We start from the raw sequence: 14519 nt of genomic DNA, 5'->3' as shown, positions 1-14519 counted from the left end.
GGGACAGGCTTGGATATCCGTTTCGAACAGGCAGAAGCGCGTTTCGAGGGACGCACCGTCGTTCATCCTCTGACGCTGTCGCTCAGCGAACGGCGGATCGGCGTGATCGGCCTCAACGGTTCCGGCAAGACCACCTTCGCGCGGATGATCAACGGGCTGGTGCTGCCGGCCACAGGCCAGGTGACCGTCAACGGCTTCGATACCGTGAAAGACGGCGACAGGGTTCGCGGCCAGGCGGGATTCATTTTCCAGAACCCGCAGAACCAGATCATCCTGCCGATCCTGAAAGAAGATATCGCGCTCGGGCTGAAAAGCCAAAAGCTCTCGAAGGAGGATACGGAGGCGGCGATCGAGGCCGTACTTGTCCGGTTCGGCATCGCCCATCTGGCCGACCGGCGTGTGCACGAACTTTCCGGCGGAGAACTGCAGCTGGCGGCGCTTGCCTCGGTTCTGGTGACCCGGCCGGACATCCTGATCATGGACGAACCGACCAACCAGCTGGATCTCCGAAACCGTGATCTCGTGGAGAGGACGATCCACGGGCTCGACGAAAATGTCGTCGTCATCAGCCATGACCTCGGCCTGATCGCCGATTTCGACCGGGTTCTGTGCTTCCACGAAGGCCGCCTCGCCTATGACGGCGCCCCTGCGGAAGTCATTGCGCACTACCGCGAGCTTGCGGCATGAAGACGCTTTACGTGGAAGGCGACACGTTTCTGCACCGGCTTTCGCCGCGGGCAAAGCTTCTCGGCCTCGCCGCGCTCAGCCTTGTCCTTTTCCTTGTCCATTCGCCGACCGTTCTGTCGGTCGCGGCCTTGCTCGGCGGTATCGTCTATTCGTCGCTGCGGCTCGGATGGCGCCAGTCCTGGCTGCGGCTGCGGCCGGTCCTGCTGACCATCGTCATCGTCGCGATCTTCACGCTTGTCCTCAACGGCCGTCACGATGCGCTGATCGTCGTCACGCGGCTGACGGCACTTGCCCTCTTCGCCGCGGCGGTGACGGCGACCACCAGCACCGGCGATTTCATCGACGAGATCGCCCGCCTTGCCATGCCGCTGGAGCGGCTGGGGCTCATCAGGGCCGCGGATATCGGGCTTGCGATCGGTCTGGTCATCCGTTTCGTGCCGGAGATACTCAGCCGATACCAGGCAATCCGCGACGCGCACCGCGCCCGCGGATTGAAGGTCCGGCCGCTGACGCTGGCGGTGCCGCTGATCATCCTGACCCTCAAAAACGCCGACGAGATTGCCGCTGCCATTGACGCACGTGGCATCCGGGCGCAGAAATGACCTCATATAAAACTGGGGATTCGCATAGCATGACCACCCGTGATCTCGTTCTGGCCGCCCTTTTCGCCGCCATTATCGTGGCGCTCGGTCTCGTGCCGCCGATCATGCTCGGCTTCATTCCGGTGCCGATCACCGCGCAGTCGCTCGGCGTCATGCTGGCGGGCGTCATCCTCGGTGCCAGGCGCGGCGGTTTCGCGGTGCTTCTGGTCCTGCTGCTGGTCGCGATCGGCCTGCCGGTTCTATCGGGCGGACGCGGCGGCCTTGCCACCTTCGCCTCTCCGACCGCCGGTTATCTCGTCGGCTGGTTCTTCGCAGCCGTCATCACCGGTTATTGCTCCGAGCGTTTCGTCGATCGTTCGCAGAGCGGCATCGTACAGATCACCGGCTTTTTCCTCGCAGCGCTGCTCGGCGGAGTGGTTGTGGACCACGCGCTCGGCATCTTCTATCTCGCCTATGTCACGGGCACGGGGCTTCTGACCGCCTTCATCGGCGACCTGTCCTTCGTTCCGGGCGATGTGCTGAAGGCGATGATCGCAGCACTTGCAGGCCGCGCCGTGATGGTCGGTTATCCGTTGCTGCCGCAACGAGCCTGACCGCAGCGTCCCATCAATCCAGGAACTGATAGAGCCAATCGCGCAAGTCTTCGGGGAGCGCCACCGGTTCCTTGCTTTCGGGATCGCATGCCATCCAGACGATCTCGGCCTCCGCGACGGCCTCATTGCCCCGCAGCATATGCACGAGGAATCCTGCCGACTTTCCGCCGATCTTGCTGACGCCGATATGCGTTTGGACGACATCGCCCAGCTTCAAGGCCGAGTGAAACGTGCAGGTGATCTTGCCGATCCTGAAGAACGGATCGTCCTTTTGCGGCTTGCGGCGGCGCCAGAATTCCGTGACGGCTTCTTCCGCCCGCACGACATAGGACGAACGGAACATCTCCCCGTGCATGTCGACATCGCGGAAAGGAACCCGGAATTCCTGAGACTTGACTGACTCTTTGGCCACGATACCCTCTGGGTTGCACCCCACTATGTAAGACCATTCTTTCAAGCTAAACAAGCGCAAGAGCAAGGGGTTGCGGCTTGAAAAAGTCAGCTTTCTGCGCCATGTCGGAAAGGTCCAGACCGGACTGACCCCTGACGAGGCCGCCGCATGACCACGCGCCTTTACGAACACAAGATCTTCCTCGAACACAGCACGCCCGAAGGACATCCCGAACGGGCGGACCGGCTGCGCTCGCTGGCGATCGCGCTGGAACATCCGAATTTCGCCAGGCTCGACCGCAGGCAAGCTCCCCAGGCGAACGAAGACGCGGTCCTGCTCGCGCATCCGGAGGAGCACCTGCGCGCCGTCATGCGGGAAATCCCCGAGGAGGATACGATCCGCCAGATCGAGGCGGACACCTATGTGGGGCCGAAGAGCTTGCAGGCCGCACTGACCGGGATCGGCGGCGCAATGGCGGCCGTCGACGACGTGGCGACCGGCAAGGTCGACAACGCCTTCGTCGCGGCACGGCCCCCCGGCCATCACGCGGAAAAAGACAAGGCGATGGGTTTTTGCCTGTTCAACAACGCCGCGATCGCCGCCCGCCATGCGCAACGAAAATACGGTATCGAGCGCGTCGCCATCGTCGACTGGGACGTGCATCACGGCAACGGCACGCAGGACATCTTCTGGGACGATCCATCGGTGCTGTTCTGCTCGACGCACCAGATGCCGCTTTATCCCGGCACCGGCGCCAAGGACGAGACCGGCACCAAGAACAACGTCGTCAACGCCCCGCTTTCGCCCGATACCGGCAGCGAATATTTTCGCGAAGCCTTCAAATCGCGCGTGCTGCCGGCGCTCGACAATTTCCGGCCGGATTTCATCATCATCTCGGCCGGCTTCGACGCGCATCACCGCGATCCACTGGCCCAGATCAATCTCGTCGGCGACGATTTCGACTGGGCGACCGGGCGGCTGATGGAGATCGCCGGCAAATATGCCGGCAACCGTATCGTCAGCCTGCTCGAGGGCGGATATGATCTGGAAGGGCTCGCCGAATCGGCGGGCATGCATATCTGCAGACTGATGAAGGGATAGACGATGACCGACAACACCGAGCGCCTCGATGTGAGCGGCTATTCCTTTGAGAAGGCCGTTGCCGAACTCGAAAGCATCGTGGCGCGGCTGGAACGGGGCGACGTGGCGCTCGACGAATCGATCGCCATCTACGAACGCGGCGAAGCGCTGAAGAAACATTGCGAAAAGCTGCTGACGGCCGCTGAAAACCGCATCGAAAAGATCCGCCTCGACCGCGCCGGCAAGCCGCAGGGCGTCGAACCGCTCGACGGCGAGTGACCGCCGCAGCCTAAAACCAAAGTCTTACAACCTTCGCAAGGATTGCGTCACAAACCGATTGACGCACCGGGACCGCCTCCCCATGATAGCCGCCATCTAAGTGGTTACTTTGGGAGGAGACCATTATGAACTTCGGCGTGAAGTCCAGTAAAATCAATCTCATGTTCGTGGCGACACTTGCCGTTTCGACGGCATTTTCCGCCGCCGGCGCGAAGGCTGCGGAATTCATCAACGTGCTGACCGGTGGCACGTCCGGCGTGTATTATCCGCTCGGCGTGGCGCTTGCGGAAATCTACGGACAGGGGATCAAGGACGCGCGCACCCAGGTGCAGGCCACCAAGGCATCCGTCGAAAACCTTAACCTGCTGCAGGCAGGACGCGGTGAGATTGCCTTCTCGCTCGGCGATTCCGTCCAGGAAGCCTGGAAGGGCAACAAGGAAGCGGGCTTTCCCGCCAAGCTCGACAAGCTGCGCGGCATCGCCGCCATCTATCCGAACTATATCCAGGTGGTCGCCAGCGCCGAATCCGGCGTGAAGACGCTTGCCGATCTCAAGGGAAAGAGCCTGTCGGTCGGAGCACCTGCCTCCGGCACGGAACTCAATGCCCGCGCCATCTTCACGGCCGCCGGCATGTCCTACAAGGATCTCGGCAAGACCGAATATCTGCCATTCGCGGAATCCGTCGAGCTGATCAAGAACCGCCAGCTCGATGCGACGCTTCAGTCGGCAGGCCTCGGCGTCGCCTCTATCCGCGACCTTGCGACCTCGCTGAAGATCAATGTCGTGGCGATCCCGGCCGCCGAAGTCGCCAAGATCGGCGCACCTTATGTCTCGGTGAAAATCCCGGCCGGCACCTACGAGGGGCAGACCGCCGATGTCGAGACCGCCGCCGTCGGCAACTTCCTGATCACCCATTCGGGCGTCTCCGACGAAACCGTCTACCAGATGACCAAGCTGCTGTTCTCCAACCTGCCGAAGCTTTCCGCGGCCCACGCCGCCGCCAAGGCGATCGATGTGAAGAAGGCGCTCGAAGGCATGCCGGTGCCGCTGCATCCGGGCGCCGAACGGTATTACAAGGAAGCCGGCTTGATGAAGTAAAGCGATAGGCAGACCGCGCCTATTGCAAGTCCCCTCCCCAACCCCTCCCCACAAGGGGGAGGGGCTTAACCTGCCGCACCGCCGACGCCCACTTGGTCGGGAGAGAGCCGCGGGTCTTCTCCCCCTTGTGGGGGAGATGGCCGGCAGGCCAGAGGGAGTTTCCCGACAGACCAGAGAGCTTGCCGAGAGAACCAATGTCCGAAACCCCAATGCAAAACCCGATGACCTCGCAGAGCGCCGAAGAGCCGATCGAGGGCCTGCCGGCCGGCTTCGGCGAAGGGATCACCGGGCGGATTGCCTTCTGGATCGCCTTTGGCTTTACCCTTTTCCAGCTCTGGACCGCCGCCTACGGCACGCTTGCGAGCCAGATCGTCCGCGCCATGCATGTGGGCTTCCTGCTGCTGCTCGGTTTCGTGCTGATCGGCAATCTCGTCGCCAAAACGAAAGCCGGCAGGATCTGGTTCTGGTCGCTCGGCATCGTCGGCTTCCTCACCGGCATCTATAATTGGGTGTTCTATACCGACCTCATCCAGCGCAGCGGTTTCCTGACGACGCCTGACCTCGTCATCGGGGCGGTGCTCATCGTGCTCGTCTTCGAAGCGGCGCGGCGGCTGATGGGGCTGCCGCTGACGATCATCGCCGCCATATTCCTCGCCTACTGCTTCTTCGGACAATACGCCCCCGGCCCGTTCATCCATCGCGGCTATGATTTCGAGCAGATCATCGAGAATTTCGCCTACGGCACCGAAGGCATCTACGGCACGCCGATCTACGTCTCGGCGGCCTATATCTTCATCTTCGTGGTCTTTGCGGCGTTTCTGGAACGCGCCGGCATGCTGGCGCTGTTCAACGATTTCGCGCTCGGCCTCGTCGGCACCTGGCGCGGCGGGCCGGCGCAGGTCTGCGTCATGTCGTCGGCGCTGATGGGTACGATTTCCGGCTCGGGCGTCGCCAATGTCGTCGCCTCCGGCCAGTTCACCATTCCGCTGATGAAGCGCTTCGGTTTCCGCTCCGCTTTCGCGGGCGGCGTCGAGGCGACCTCCTCGATGGGCGGGCAGATCATGCCGCCTGTCATGGGCGCCGTCGCCTTCATCATGGCCGAGACGCTCAACGTCTCCTATGCAGAGATCGTCAAGGCGGCAATCATCCCCGCCGTGCTCTATTTCGGCGTCTGCTTCTGGATGGTGTTCCTTGAGGCAGGCAAGGCCGGCCTCAAGGGCATGAACAAGGCCGACCTGCCGAACCCCTGGGCGGCCGTCAGGGAGCACTGGCCACTGATCCTGCCGCTCGCCGCCCTCGTCTACCTGCTGTTTGCCGGCTATACGCCGATCTTCGCCGGTACGATGGGGCTGGCGCTGGTCATCGTACTGATCCTCGGCATGCCGCTTGCCGCAAGCATCGGCCCGCTTGCCTTCCGTCTCGTCTTCTGGGTGGTGCTCGGCATCGCCGCCGCCTCATTCCTGCGGTACGGGGTCAACTTCCTGGCGATCGTCATCCTCGCCCTGATCGCCGGCTGCTTCTTCGTCAAGGGCGGGCGCGAGACGCTGGCGATCTGCCGCGATGCGATGGCCGAGGGTGCCAAGAACGCATTGCCGGTCGGCATCGCCTGCGCCATCGTCGGCATCGTCATCGGCACGCTGACGCTGACCGGCATCGCCTCGACCTTTGTCGGCGCGATCATCCGGGTCGGCGAGCACAACCTGTTCCTGTCGCTGGTCCTGACGATGATCACCTGCCTGATCCTCGGAATGGGCATCCCGACGATCCCGAACTACATCATCACCTCGTCGCTTGCCGGCCCTGCCCTTCTGGAACTCGGCGTGCCGCTGATCGTCAGCCACATGTTCGTCTTCTATTTCGGCATCATGGCGGACCTGACTCCACCCGTCGCACTCGCCGCTTTCGCGGCGGCACCGATGGCGAAAACCTCCGGGCTGAAGATCGGCGTGGAGGCGACCAAGCTCGCGACCGCCGGTTTCGTGGTGCCGTTCATGGCCGTCTACACGCCGGCTCTGATGCTGCAGGATCCGGGTGCGATTGCCGCGGCATGGGGTTATCCGGTCGAGGTCGCCTATGTCTTCCTCAAGGCATGCTTCGGCATCGCGCTCTGGGGCACGGCGGTCGTCGGCTTCCTGTTCGCCCGCATGGCACCGTGGGAGCGGCTATTGGCCGTCGTCGCCGGTGCAAGCCTGGTTGTTGCGCTTCCCTGGACCGACGAACTTGGCTGGACCCTAGGCGTCGTCTTTGTCGCCCAACACTGGTGGCGCAACCGCAATGCGCCTACCGCACCGGCACTGACATGAGCGCAGGGCGATGAGCCTCTGCATCCTGGCGGGCGGCAAGGTGACGGCGCTCGCTCTCTCGGCGTTCACGCTCTCCTGGACCCATTCGGTGCAGAAGACGGAATGGCGCGAGACCTGGGCCGTGACGCCAGCCGGGCTGGAGCTTCGGCAAGCCGAGGTCAAAGGTTCCGGGGCGGGCATGGAGCCCGGAGCGGGCGCGGTGCTGACGGACGGCTGGTGGGTTTGGCACCCGACGCTGCCGCCGCAGGGACGCATTTCGCTGGCGGCGTCGGGCATGACACCGGGTGGGTGGAGGCTGTGTCATGCGGACGGCTGCGTCGAGCTTGGGGCGACGGCTGGGGATGAGGTGAGCTTGAGCGGCTGCCCCTAACGCTCTCGACCAAATCCGAGGGCTCCACTATATTGTCCATATGGACAAGGATCTGGTCATCGCCAAGCTGAGAGAGCACGAAGACGAGTTGCGCGCCGCGGGTGCGGAGCATGTGTCGATCTTTGGCTCTGTCGCCAGAGGCGAAGCGACGGTAGAATCCGATCTTGATGTTCTCGTCAAATTTGCTGAACCCGTGATCCAGTCGGGTTTCGGCTACTTTAGCGCCCTTGAAGATCTACGCGTATTGATCTCAAGCATTACTGGTGCCAGCAGTGTGGATATCATTGCCGAACCGCTGCAAAAGGAACGGCTCCGGCGGAATGTGGAACGGGATCGCGCCATTGCCTACTAAGCGCCCTCTTATCCGCATGCGTGATATTATCGAAAACGGGCAAGCCGTTCTTGAATACACCCTTGGCATGGATTTCACGATTTATTCCAAGAACCGGCTGACAAAGGATGCGTCTGAGCGATGTCTCGCGCGACTTTCGGAGGCAGCCGTTAAACTTGGCCCGCTTGCTGAAGAGCTGTTTCCGCAGCATGATTGGCGCGGCATACGAAACCTCGGCAATATCCTGCGGCATGACTATCCCGACGTACTGATGCGGTGATTTGGGCGGCGATCACGCATCGTCTGCCACCGTTGCTCGCCGATCTAGAAGCCTTTCTCGCCCGATATCCCGAAGACCAGGAAATGCTTTAGGAAGCTACCCCCTCATGTCCTTCTTCCCCGGAAACGACCCGGTCGCGGGTGACGCCTTTGCCTGCGATGCGATCGAGAACCTGATCATTCCGCGCACCAGCGATATCGGCGGGTTTTCCGTGCGGCGCGCCTTGCCGAGCCGGCAGAGAAGACTGGTGGGACCTTTCATCTTCTTCGACCGGATGGGACCGGCGCTGCTGCGGGCCGACGAGGCGCTTGATGTCAAGCCGCATCCGCATATCGGGCTTTCCACCGTCACCTACCTGTTCGACGGCGAGATCAAGCATCGCGACAGCCTCGGCACCGAGCTCACCATCCGGCCGGGCGACATCAACCTGATGACCGCCGGCCGCGGCATCGTGCATTCGGAACGCACGCCGGAAAACCTGCGCGGCCATCCAATGTCGGTCTCCGGCCTACAGACGTGGCTGGCACTGCCGGACGACAAGGAGGAGATCGATCCGACCTTCTCGCACACGGGCAAGGAAAAAATGCCGGTCATAGATGCGGACGGCGCGAACGGCCGGGTGGTCATCGGCGCTTTCGAGGGCCTCGGCTCGCCGGTTTCGACCTTCACCGACACGCTCTATGTCGATCTCCGCCTCGAGGCTGGCAAGCGCTTCCCGTTTGCAGCCGTGCATGAGGAACGGGCGATCTACATTCTTTCCGGCGAACTCATCGTTTCGGGTGACCGGTTCGCAGCCGACCAGCTTCTCGTCTTCCGTCCGGGCGACAACATTACGCTCGAAGCCGGCACGGCTGGCTGTCACCTGATGCTGTTTGGTGGCGCGGCGCTGAACTCCAGGCGCTACATCTGGTGGAACTTCGTTTCCTCCTCCAAGGAGCGCATCGAAAAGGCGAAAGATGAGTGGCGCACCGGCCGTTTCGACATCGTGCCCGGGGACGAGGAGGAGTTTGTCCCCTTGCCCGTAGCCTGAAATCGGATAGAACCGCGGGTCATGCAACTTGAAAAAGCCTGCTTTCTTCTCATCTTGGGGAGGAACACGCTTCCGGAAAAGAGCAGAAAAGGCACTATTCGTGACATCAACTCCCGCCACGCCATTGCTCGACAAGGTCATGCTTCCCGCCGATCTTCGCGAGATCGAAGATCGCGACCTGACGCAGCTTGCCCGCGAATTGCGCGACGAGATGATCGATGCGGTGTCGCGAACCGGCGGCCATCTCGGTGCCGGCCTCGGCGTCGTGGAACTGACGATCGCCATCCACAAGGTCTTCAACACGCCGGACGACCGGCTGATCTTCGACGTCGGCCACCAGTGTTATCCGCACAAGATCCTGACCGGCCGGCGCGACCGCATTCGCACGCTGCGCCAGGAGGACGGGCTCTCCGGCTTCACCCGCCGGGCCGAGAGCGAATACGATCCGTTCGGTGCTGCCCATTCCTCCACCTCGATCTCCGCCGGCCTCGGCATGGCGGTCGCAGCCGACCTTTCCGGCTCGAAGCGCAATGTCATCGCGGTCATCGGCGACGGCGCGATGTCGGCCGGCATGGCCTATGAAGCGCTCAACAATGCCGGCGCGCTGGATGCGCGGCTGATCGTCATCTTGAACGACAACGACATGTCGATCGCCCCGCCGACCGGCGCGATGAGCGCCTATCTGGCGCGTCTCGCCTCCGGCCGCACCTATATGGGCTTTCGCGACCTCGGCAAGAAGCTGACCGCCTATCTCGGCAAGAATGTCGACCGGGCGATCACCCGCGCCGTGGAGCATGCGCGCGGGTACGTCACCGGCGGCACCATGTTCGAGGAGATGGGTTTCTACCATATCGGCCCGATCGACGGTCATTCCTTCGACCATCTCCTGCCGGTGCTGCGCAATGTGCGCGACAATGCCCGCGGTCCGGTGCTGATCCATGTGGTGACGCAGAAGGGCAAGGGTTATGCGCCGGCGGAAGCCGCCGCCGACAAATACCACGGCGTCAACAAGTTCGATGTCATCACTGGCGCGCAGGCGAAGTCCAAACCGAATGCACCGAGCTATACGAGCGTGTTCGGCGAGGCGCTGGTTCAGGAAGCAGGGTTCGACGAGAAGATTGTCGGCGTCACCGCCGCAATGCCGAACGGCACGGGCATCGACAAGCTGGCGGACGTCTTCCCGGCCCGGACCTTCGACGTCGGCATTGCCGAACAGCATGCGGTGACGTTTGCAGCGGGGCTTGCGGCAGAAGGCTTCAAGCCGTTCTGCGCGCTTTATTCGACCTTCCTGCAGCGGGGTTACGACCAGGTCGTCCACGACGTGGCGATCCAGGGACTGCCGGTCCGCTTCCCGATCGACCGTGCCGGCCTTGTCGGCGCCGACGGGCCGACCCATGCGGGATCGTTCGATACGACCTTCCTCGCCACCCTGCCGGGCATGGTGGTGATGGCTGCCGCCGACGAGGCGGAGCTGAAGCACATGGTGCGCACGGCCGCGGCCTATGACGACGGCCCGATCTCCTTCCGTTATCCGCGCGGCGAAGGCGTCGGCGTCGAACTGCCGGAACGCGGCCTGATTCTCCAAATCGGCAAGGGCCGGGTGGTCAAGCAGGGCGCCAAGGTGGCGCTGCTTTCCTTCGGCACGCGCCTCAAGGAATGTGTGCTTGCGGCCGAGGATCTCGATGCCGCCGGGCTTTCGACGACGGTTGCGGATGCGCGTTTCGCCAAGCCGCTGGACCAGGATCTGATCCGCCAGCTCGCCCGCCATCACGAAGTGCTCATCACCATCGAGGAAGGTGCGGTCGGCGGTTTCGGCAGCCACGTGCTGCAGTTCCTCGCGACCGAGGGCCTGCTCGACAACGGGTTGAAGATCCGCTCGCTGGTGCTGCCGGACATCTGGATGCAGCAGGCAAGCCCGGATGCGATGTATGCCAAGGCCGGCCTCGACCGCGCCGGCATCGTCTCGACCGTGTTCAGGACGCTCGGCCAGCCGCAGATCGGCGTCGGTTTTGCCGGCTGAGCCTGACCGCCGGGTTCTCCGGGGCTAAAAACCGAGACGGCTCAAGGGGCCGATGATCCTGCGATAGAGCATCGGCGGCGTGAATTCCCGCAGCACGTCACGGCGGATTTCGGCATAGTCCTTCTTGTCCGCCGAATTCGGACGCGGCTTGAAGAGCGTCGAATGCGACTTGCGGGATTCGTCCCAGGTCGCCGTGTAATAATAGAGGGCGATCGAGTCCCTCGTCTTGTCGTCCGGATGGTTCACGACGCTGGGATTGCCGTGGAAAGAGTCCGACGTGGTCGAGAAGGTGACCATGCGATTGAACAGCGGGGTGAAACTATGCACCTTGCCCTTCATCTCCTTGTCCCAGATTTCGAACGAACCGCCCCACTCCTCCCGCCAGCCCTTGTTGAGATAGATCAGCGTGTTGAGACGGCGCTCGACCTTCATCTTGGAATGAAGATTGAAATCCGCGTGGATATCGAGATGTCCGCCGTTGGCGGTCTCATGGACGCCGGCGCCGAAAAAGAACGGGTCGGGGATCAATCCCTCGATGCCGGTCATCTCCTCCAGGAACAGGATGAAGGGGCGCGAATTCAGCGCGTAGAACAGGTTCTTGGTGTAGGCCGGAAGCCGCTCCGGAACATAAGAGACCTTCTTGTTCTCCTGCGCCCTCGCAAAAGTCGTCTCCTTTTCCGGGCGGTTCCTGAGGTCGGCCAGGACGTTTTCCAGAACCTGTTCGGGCAGGAAATTGTCGATGCAGATATGCGGATAAGGCGATGCCGATTGGTAAGCCTCAGCATAATTCCTGGCCATCGAGCGAGCGGCATCAACATCTGCCAGAAGAGTATCCGGATCAATGGGATATACTAACTGCGCCATTACACTCCCCCAAACTATACTTCGGTCAGAGTGTCATGTTTTTTGGATGGCGCAAGCATGCCAAAAGCCCATACTTCGAAAGCGTTAGTTGTTAGAAGAATTCCAAATCAAGCCGCTCATTTTGAAATCCTGCTGCACAATCAACAACTTGAGTTCACGGCGCCTCGCACCTCGGCACCCCTTTTCCAAGGCAAGGCTCCGAAGCAGTATCTTCCTACGTCGAATGAAGTACTAGGATCAATCGAGGCGCTGTCTCTAGCTCCGCTCGCCCTCGATCACCATGTCGAACTGCACCACGTTGGAATAGATCGGCGTGCCGACGTCCATGGCGTAGCGCGAGCGATAGATCTTGCCGCTGACGTTGAAGCCTATCTTTCGGCCGTTCCAGGAGGTCAGCTTCACATCGAAGATTTCGGATGAGCTATGCCCCTTGGCGGTCAGCGTGCCGGTGATGCGAGCGCTGTCCGGGCCAGTCTGCTCGATCCGTTCGGACCGGAACGAGATCGTCTCGAACCGGGAGGAATCGAAGACGGCGCCGGAGCGCAGGAAAGCATCGATGCGGTCCTGGCCGGTGCTGACGCTTTCCGGCTTCAGGTCGAAATTCACCATGGAATGGGCGAGATCACCGGCTTTCAGGTTGAACGTGCCCGAAAACTTGCCGAATTTGCCCTTGATGCCGCCGCCGCCGACCTGATCCACGGCAAAGGCGATGCGGGAACCGGGCGTGATGGCATAACGTCCGGCCGCCTCCGTGAGGCTCGGGACGTCAACCGCGGAGAAGCTGGCTTGCGGAAGCGACATGGTGAGCAGCATTGCTGCGATGACGGTTGCCTTGTGGGTCATGGTCCCGGCTCCTCGATTGACGTTTTGACGGTGCGGTGCCGGCTGCCGAGCATGCGGGTGAGCACGTCGTCGTGCCTGACATAGTGGTGGTAGAGTGCGGCGGCGGAATGCAGGAAGACGAGCGCCAGCGTGGAATAGGCGAGAACCGCATGGACGGTCGTCCACCACGCCTCGGCCGCTTCCGACTTCGGCACCGGAAGATGCGGAATGACGACGAGGTTGAACGCGAAGGTCGGAATTTCGAGCGGTGATACCGAAGCGATCATCCAGCCGGCCACCGGCACAGCCACCGCCAAAGTCAGCAGCAGGTAATGCATCACATGTGCCGAGCGACGCTCCAGGGTACCCAGACCTTCCGCGGGCTTCACCCGCGCGACGGTCAGCGAACGCACGAGCCTCACGGCGGCCAGAAGAAGCGCCAGCATGCCGAAGGACTTGTGCCACTGGAAGAGCTGGAACTGTAGGGCGGGATCGATCGATCGGCGGGTCATGACAAAGCCGAGGACCAGCAGGCCGAGGATCAGCACCGCGATCAGCCAGTGCAGAGCGATCGCAACAAGATCATAGCCATCGGCAGAGCGACGCGGCATGGGATGTTTCCGGAATTCCCTGGCAATTCACAGGCGGAAACATCGTACTTTCCGACCCGACCGGCAAGCGCAGGCGCGATCACGCTCATTCAATATTATTGAATGGGGACTTGTGCCGCCGTTACTGATCGGCGGCCGTCAGGAACAGGATATTCAAATCCTTTTCCGGGGAGAAATCGTCGGCAGTCATCTCGAAGGTCGTGGGGCCGACCTTCTCAATGCCGTTGCCGCAGAAGCTGACGTAATCCTGCGCCCTGCCCTTGTCGATCGTCAGCTTGAACTTGCCGATCGAGCCGCCCCAGTTGGCGCCGGTGGTGAGGATGTAAGACACCCATTGCTCGGTGTAGTTCGGGCCGCTTTTCCCAGCCGCCGCTTCGAGCTTTGCCGCGGTCTTCATGAAGGCCGCGTCGATGCAGTAGCGGTCGGCATAGTCCTTGTAGTTCGTCGCCGGCTTGCCCTGGTCGATGAAGGTCATGGCGACCGTGCCGCCGACGCTCGGCTTGTAGCGGTGGCTGACGCGGATGGGTTTGCCTGCCGGGAATTTCGTCTTCCACCAATAGACCGAGCGCAGCGTCCAGGCCGGCGTCAGGTCCTCTTGCCAGCCCTTGCCGGCATCGTAACGGTTGACGAACACCAGCCCCTCGGCGATCCAGGCGGCCTTAACGTCTTCGGGCAGGGCCTTGAGCGCGGCGAGCGTCCTTTCGCTATAGGGCAGAAGCGGAATGTTGCCCGCCACGAGTTCGTCGGTGCGGTCGATGCCGGCCGCCAGCACCCGCTGCTGCAGTTCCGGCTTGATCTGCCGGCTGTCCTGCACGACCGAGAAACCAAGGAAGTTGTCGCCGTCGGTATCGTCAAGCGCGATATTGCTGTCCATGCTGCCGGTAATATCCGGCATGGGGAAGGCGATGACGCTTTCGACGTCCTTGTCGCTGGTGTTCTTGAAGACGTAATCGACCAGCACTTCCTCGCGGGAAATGTAGAGCTGCTCCTCGGCCATGGTGACGTCGGAGGTCTGGACGTAGATCAGCCCGCCCGTCTTCAGCTCCGCCATGGTATCGTTGGCGAGTGCCGGGTTCGAGACAAGCAAAAGCCCGCCGATCAGCAAGGTCCACCGCATTTCCGTCCCTCCGGTTCGTTGCCGGCTTTCCGGCCGCCGGAA

At 62.1% G+C, this 14519-nt stretch carries 17 protein-coding genes; 12 read left to right on the top strand and 5 right to left on the bottom strand.

Annotated features, from left to right (window positions below; all coding sequences use genetic code 11):
- The first annotated feature begins 9 nt into the window (after nt 1-9).
- From C5L10_RS09305 to C5L10_RS09295, 3 genes are read left to right on the top strand one after another with little or no spacing between them, the layout of a single operon-like run.
- Entirely contained in the window at nt 10-687 is a 678-nt protein-coding gene (locus tag C5L10_RS09305) for an energy-coupling factor ABC transporter ATP-binding protein (RefSeq protein ID WP_105429405.1), read from the top strand.
- Entirely contained in the window at nt 684-1289 is a 606-nt protein-coding gene (locus C5L10_RS09300; RefSeq protein WP_105429404.1) for an energy-coupling factor transporter transmembrane protein EcfT, read from the top strand. The genes C5L10_RS09305 and C5L10_RS09300 overlap by 4 nt, the downstream gene beginning before the upstream one ends.
- Before the next feature lie 29 nt (nt 1290-1318).
- Nucleotides 1319-1882 (top strand): biotin transporter BioY, encoded by a 564-nt coding sequence (locus tag C5L10_RS09295; protein ID WP_105429403.1) that lies wholly within the window; start codon nt 1319-1321, stop codon nt 1880-1882.
- A 13-nt stretch (nt 1883-1895) separates the two neighbouring features.
- Here C5L10_RS09295 and C5L10_RS09290 read toward each other — a convergent pair whose 3' ends face one another.
- Complete coding sequence (locus C5L10_RS09290) at nt 1896-2465, bottom strand: thioesterase family protein (protein WP_172716958.1); 570 nt, start codon at nt 2463-2465, stop codon at nt 1896-1898.
- Between C5L10_RS09290 and C5L10_RS09285 the strand changes: the two genes are divergently transcribed.
- The 9 genes from C5L10_RS09285 (at nt 2442) to dxs (ending at nt 11063) form a co-directional block, all read left to right on the top strand.
- Nucleotides 2442-3374, top strand: a complete 933-nt coding sequence (locus C5L10_RS09285; protein WP_105429401.1) for a histone deacetylase family protein — start codon at nt 2442-2444, stop codon at nt 3372-3374. The genes C5L10_RS09290 and C5L10_RS09285 overlap by 24 nt on opposite strands.
- 3 nt (nt 3375-3377) lie before the next feature.
- Nucleotides 3378-3632, top strand: a complete 255-nt coding sequence (locus C5L10_RS09280) for an exodeoxyribonuclease VII small subunit (RefSeq protein WP_105429400.1) — start codon at nt 3378-3380, stop codon at nt 3630-3632.
- A 161-nt stretch (nt 3633-3793) separates the two neighbouring features.
- Nucleotides 3794-4729: a TAXI family TRAP transporter solute-binding subunit gene (locus C5L10_RS09275; protein WP_046603561.1), complete on the top strand. Its 936-nt coding sequence runs from the start codon at nt 3794-3796 to the stop codon at nt 4727-4729.
- 194 nt (nt 4730-4923) lie between these two features.
- Nucleotides 4924-7032, top strand: coding sequence for a TRAP transporter permease (locus tag C5L10_RS09270; protein WP_105429398.1), 2109 nt, complete (start codon nt 4924-4926; stop codon nt 7030-7032).
- Between the two features lie 10 nt (nt 7033-7042).
- Nucleotides 7043-7402 carry a DUF1850 domain-containing protein gene (locus tag C5L10_RS09265; RefSeq protein ID WP_105429397.1) on the top strand — a complete coding sequence of 120 codons (360 nt, stop codon included), beginning with the start codon at nt 7043-7045 and terminating at the stop codon, nt 7400-7402.
- A gap of 40 nt (nt 7403-7442) precedes the next feature.
- Nucleotides 7443-7754: a nucleotidyltransferase family protein gene (locus C5L10_RS09260; protein WP_046599439.1), complete on the top strand. Its 312-nt coding sequence runs from the start codon at nt 7443-7445 to the stop codon at nt 7752-7754.
- 16 nt (nt 7755-7770) lie between these two features.
- Nucleotides 7771-8013 carry a DUF86 domain-containing protein gene (locus C5L10_RS09255; protein WP_245447957.1) on the top strand — a complete coding sequence of 81 codons (243 nt, stop codon included), beginning with the start codon at nt 7771-7773 and terminating at the stop codon, nt 8011-8013.
- Nucleotides 8014-8119: 106 nt separating this feature from the next.
- Entirely contained in the window at nt 8120-9043 is a 924-nt protein-coding gene (locus tag C5L10_RS09250; RefSeq protein ID WP_105429396.1) for a pirin family protein, read from the top strand.
- 100 nt (nt 9044-9143) lie between these two features.
- A complete protein-coding gene (dxs, locus tag C5L10_RS09245; RefSeq protein ID WP_105429395.1) occupies nt 9144-11063 on the top strand; it encodes a 1-deoxy-D-xylulose-5-phosphate synthase in 1920 nt (639 codons plus the stop codon).
- A 24-nt stretch (nt 11064-11087) separates the two neighbouring features.
- On the opposite strand, the gene C5L10_RS09240 is transcribed toward dxs, so the two are convergent.
- The 4 genes from C5L10_RS09240 to C5L10_RS09225 all read right to left on the bottom strand — a co-directional run bounded on the left by C5L10_RS09240 (nt 11088) and on the right by C5L10_RS09225 (nt 14477).
- Nucleotides 11088-11927, bottom strand: a complete 840-nt coding sequence (locus tag C5L10_RS09240) for a 2OG-Fe(II) oxygenase (RefSeq protein ID WP_046664566.1) — start codon at nt 11925-11927, stop codon at nt 11088-11090.
- Nucleotides 11928-12182: 255 nt separating this feature from the next.
- On the bottom strand, nt 12183-12770 hold the full coding sequence (locus C5L10_RS09235) for a YceI family protein (RefSeq protein WP_105429394.1): 588 nt from the start codon (nt 12768-12770) through the stop codon (nt 12183-12185).
- Nucleotides 12767-13360, bottom strand: a complete 594-nt coding sequence (locus tag C5L10_RS09230) for a cytochrome b (protein ID WP_105429393.1) — start codon at nt 13358-13360, stop codon at nt 12767-12769. Before C5L10_RS09230 ends, C5L10_RS09235 begins: the two co-directional genes overlap by 4 nt.
- A gap of 121 nt (nt 13361-13481) precedes the next feature.
- A complete protein-coding gene (locus tag C5L10_RS09225) occupies nt 13482-14477 on the bottom strand; it encodes a DUF4424 domain-containing protein (protein WP_105429392.1) in 996 nt (331 codons plus the stop codon).
- Between the last annotated feature and the right edge of the window lie 42 nt (nt 14478-14519).

Origin of the sequence: Neorhizobium sp. T6_25, assembly GCF_002968555.1 — a bacterium.
Lineage (GTDB): Bacteria > Pseudomonadota > Alphaproteobacteria > Rhizobiales > Rhizobiaceae > Neorhizobium.
Note: the sequence above shows the minus strand (reverse complement) of the source record. Positions and strands in the feature narration are given on the sequence as shown.

Coding starts and splice junctions, on each gene's coding strand:
- C5L10_RS09270 (WP_105429398.1), top strand. CDS start 4,924: ATGTCCGAAACCCCAATGCAAAACCCGATGACCTCGCAGAGCGCCGAA.
- C5L10_RS09250 (WP_105429396.1), top strand. CDS start 8,120: ATGTCCTTCTTCCCCGGAAACGACCCGGTCGCGGGTGACGCCTTTGCC.
- C5L10_RS09295 (WP_105429403.1), top strand. CDS start 1,319: ATGACCACCCGTGATCTCGTTCTGGCCGCCCTTTTCGCCGCCATTATC.
- C5L10_RS09280 (WP_105429400.1), top strand. CDS start 3,378: ATGACCGACAACACCGAGCGCCTCGATGTGAGCGGCTATTCCTTTGAG.
- C5L10_RS09265 (WP_105429397.1), top strand. CDS start 7,043: ATGAGCCTCTGCATCCTGGCGGGCGGCAAGGTGACGGCGCTCGCTCTC.
- C5L10_RS09240 (WP_046664566.1), bottom strand. CDS start 11,927: ATGGCGCAGTTAGTATATCCCATTGATCCGGATACTCTTCTGGCAGAT.
- C5L10_RS09300 (WP_105429404.1), top strand. CDS start 684: ATGAAGACGCTTTACGTGGAAGGCGACACGTTTCTGCACCGGCTTTCG.
- C5L10_RS09275 (WP_046603561.1), top strand. CDS start 3,794: ATGTTCGTGGCGACACTTGCCGTTTCGACGGCATTTTCCGCCGCCGGC.
- C5L10_RS09225 (WP_105429392.1), bottom strand. CDS start 14,477: ATGCGGTGGACCTTGCTGATCGGCGGGCTTTTGCTTGTCTCGAACCCG.
- C5L10_RS09260 (WP_046599439.1), top strand. CDS start 7,443: ATGGACAAGGATCTGGTCATCGCCAAGCTGAGAGAGCACGAAGACGAG.
- C5L10_RS09235 (WP_105429394.1), bottom strand. CDS start 12,770: ATGACCCACAAGGCAACCGTCATCGCAGCAATGCTGCTCACCATGTCG.
- C5L10_RS09285 (WP_105429401.1), top strand. CDS start 2,442: ATGACCACGCGCCTTTACGAACACAAGATCTTCCTCGAACACAGCACG.
- C5L10_RS09255 (WP_245447957.1), top strand. CDS start 7,771: ATGCGTGATATTATCGAAAACGGGCAAGCCGTTCTTGAATACACCCTT.
- C5L10_RS09230 (WP_105429393.1), bottom strand. CDS start 13,360: ATGCCGCGTCGCTCTGCCGATGGCTATGATCTTGTTGCGATCGCTCTG.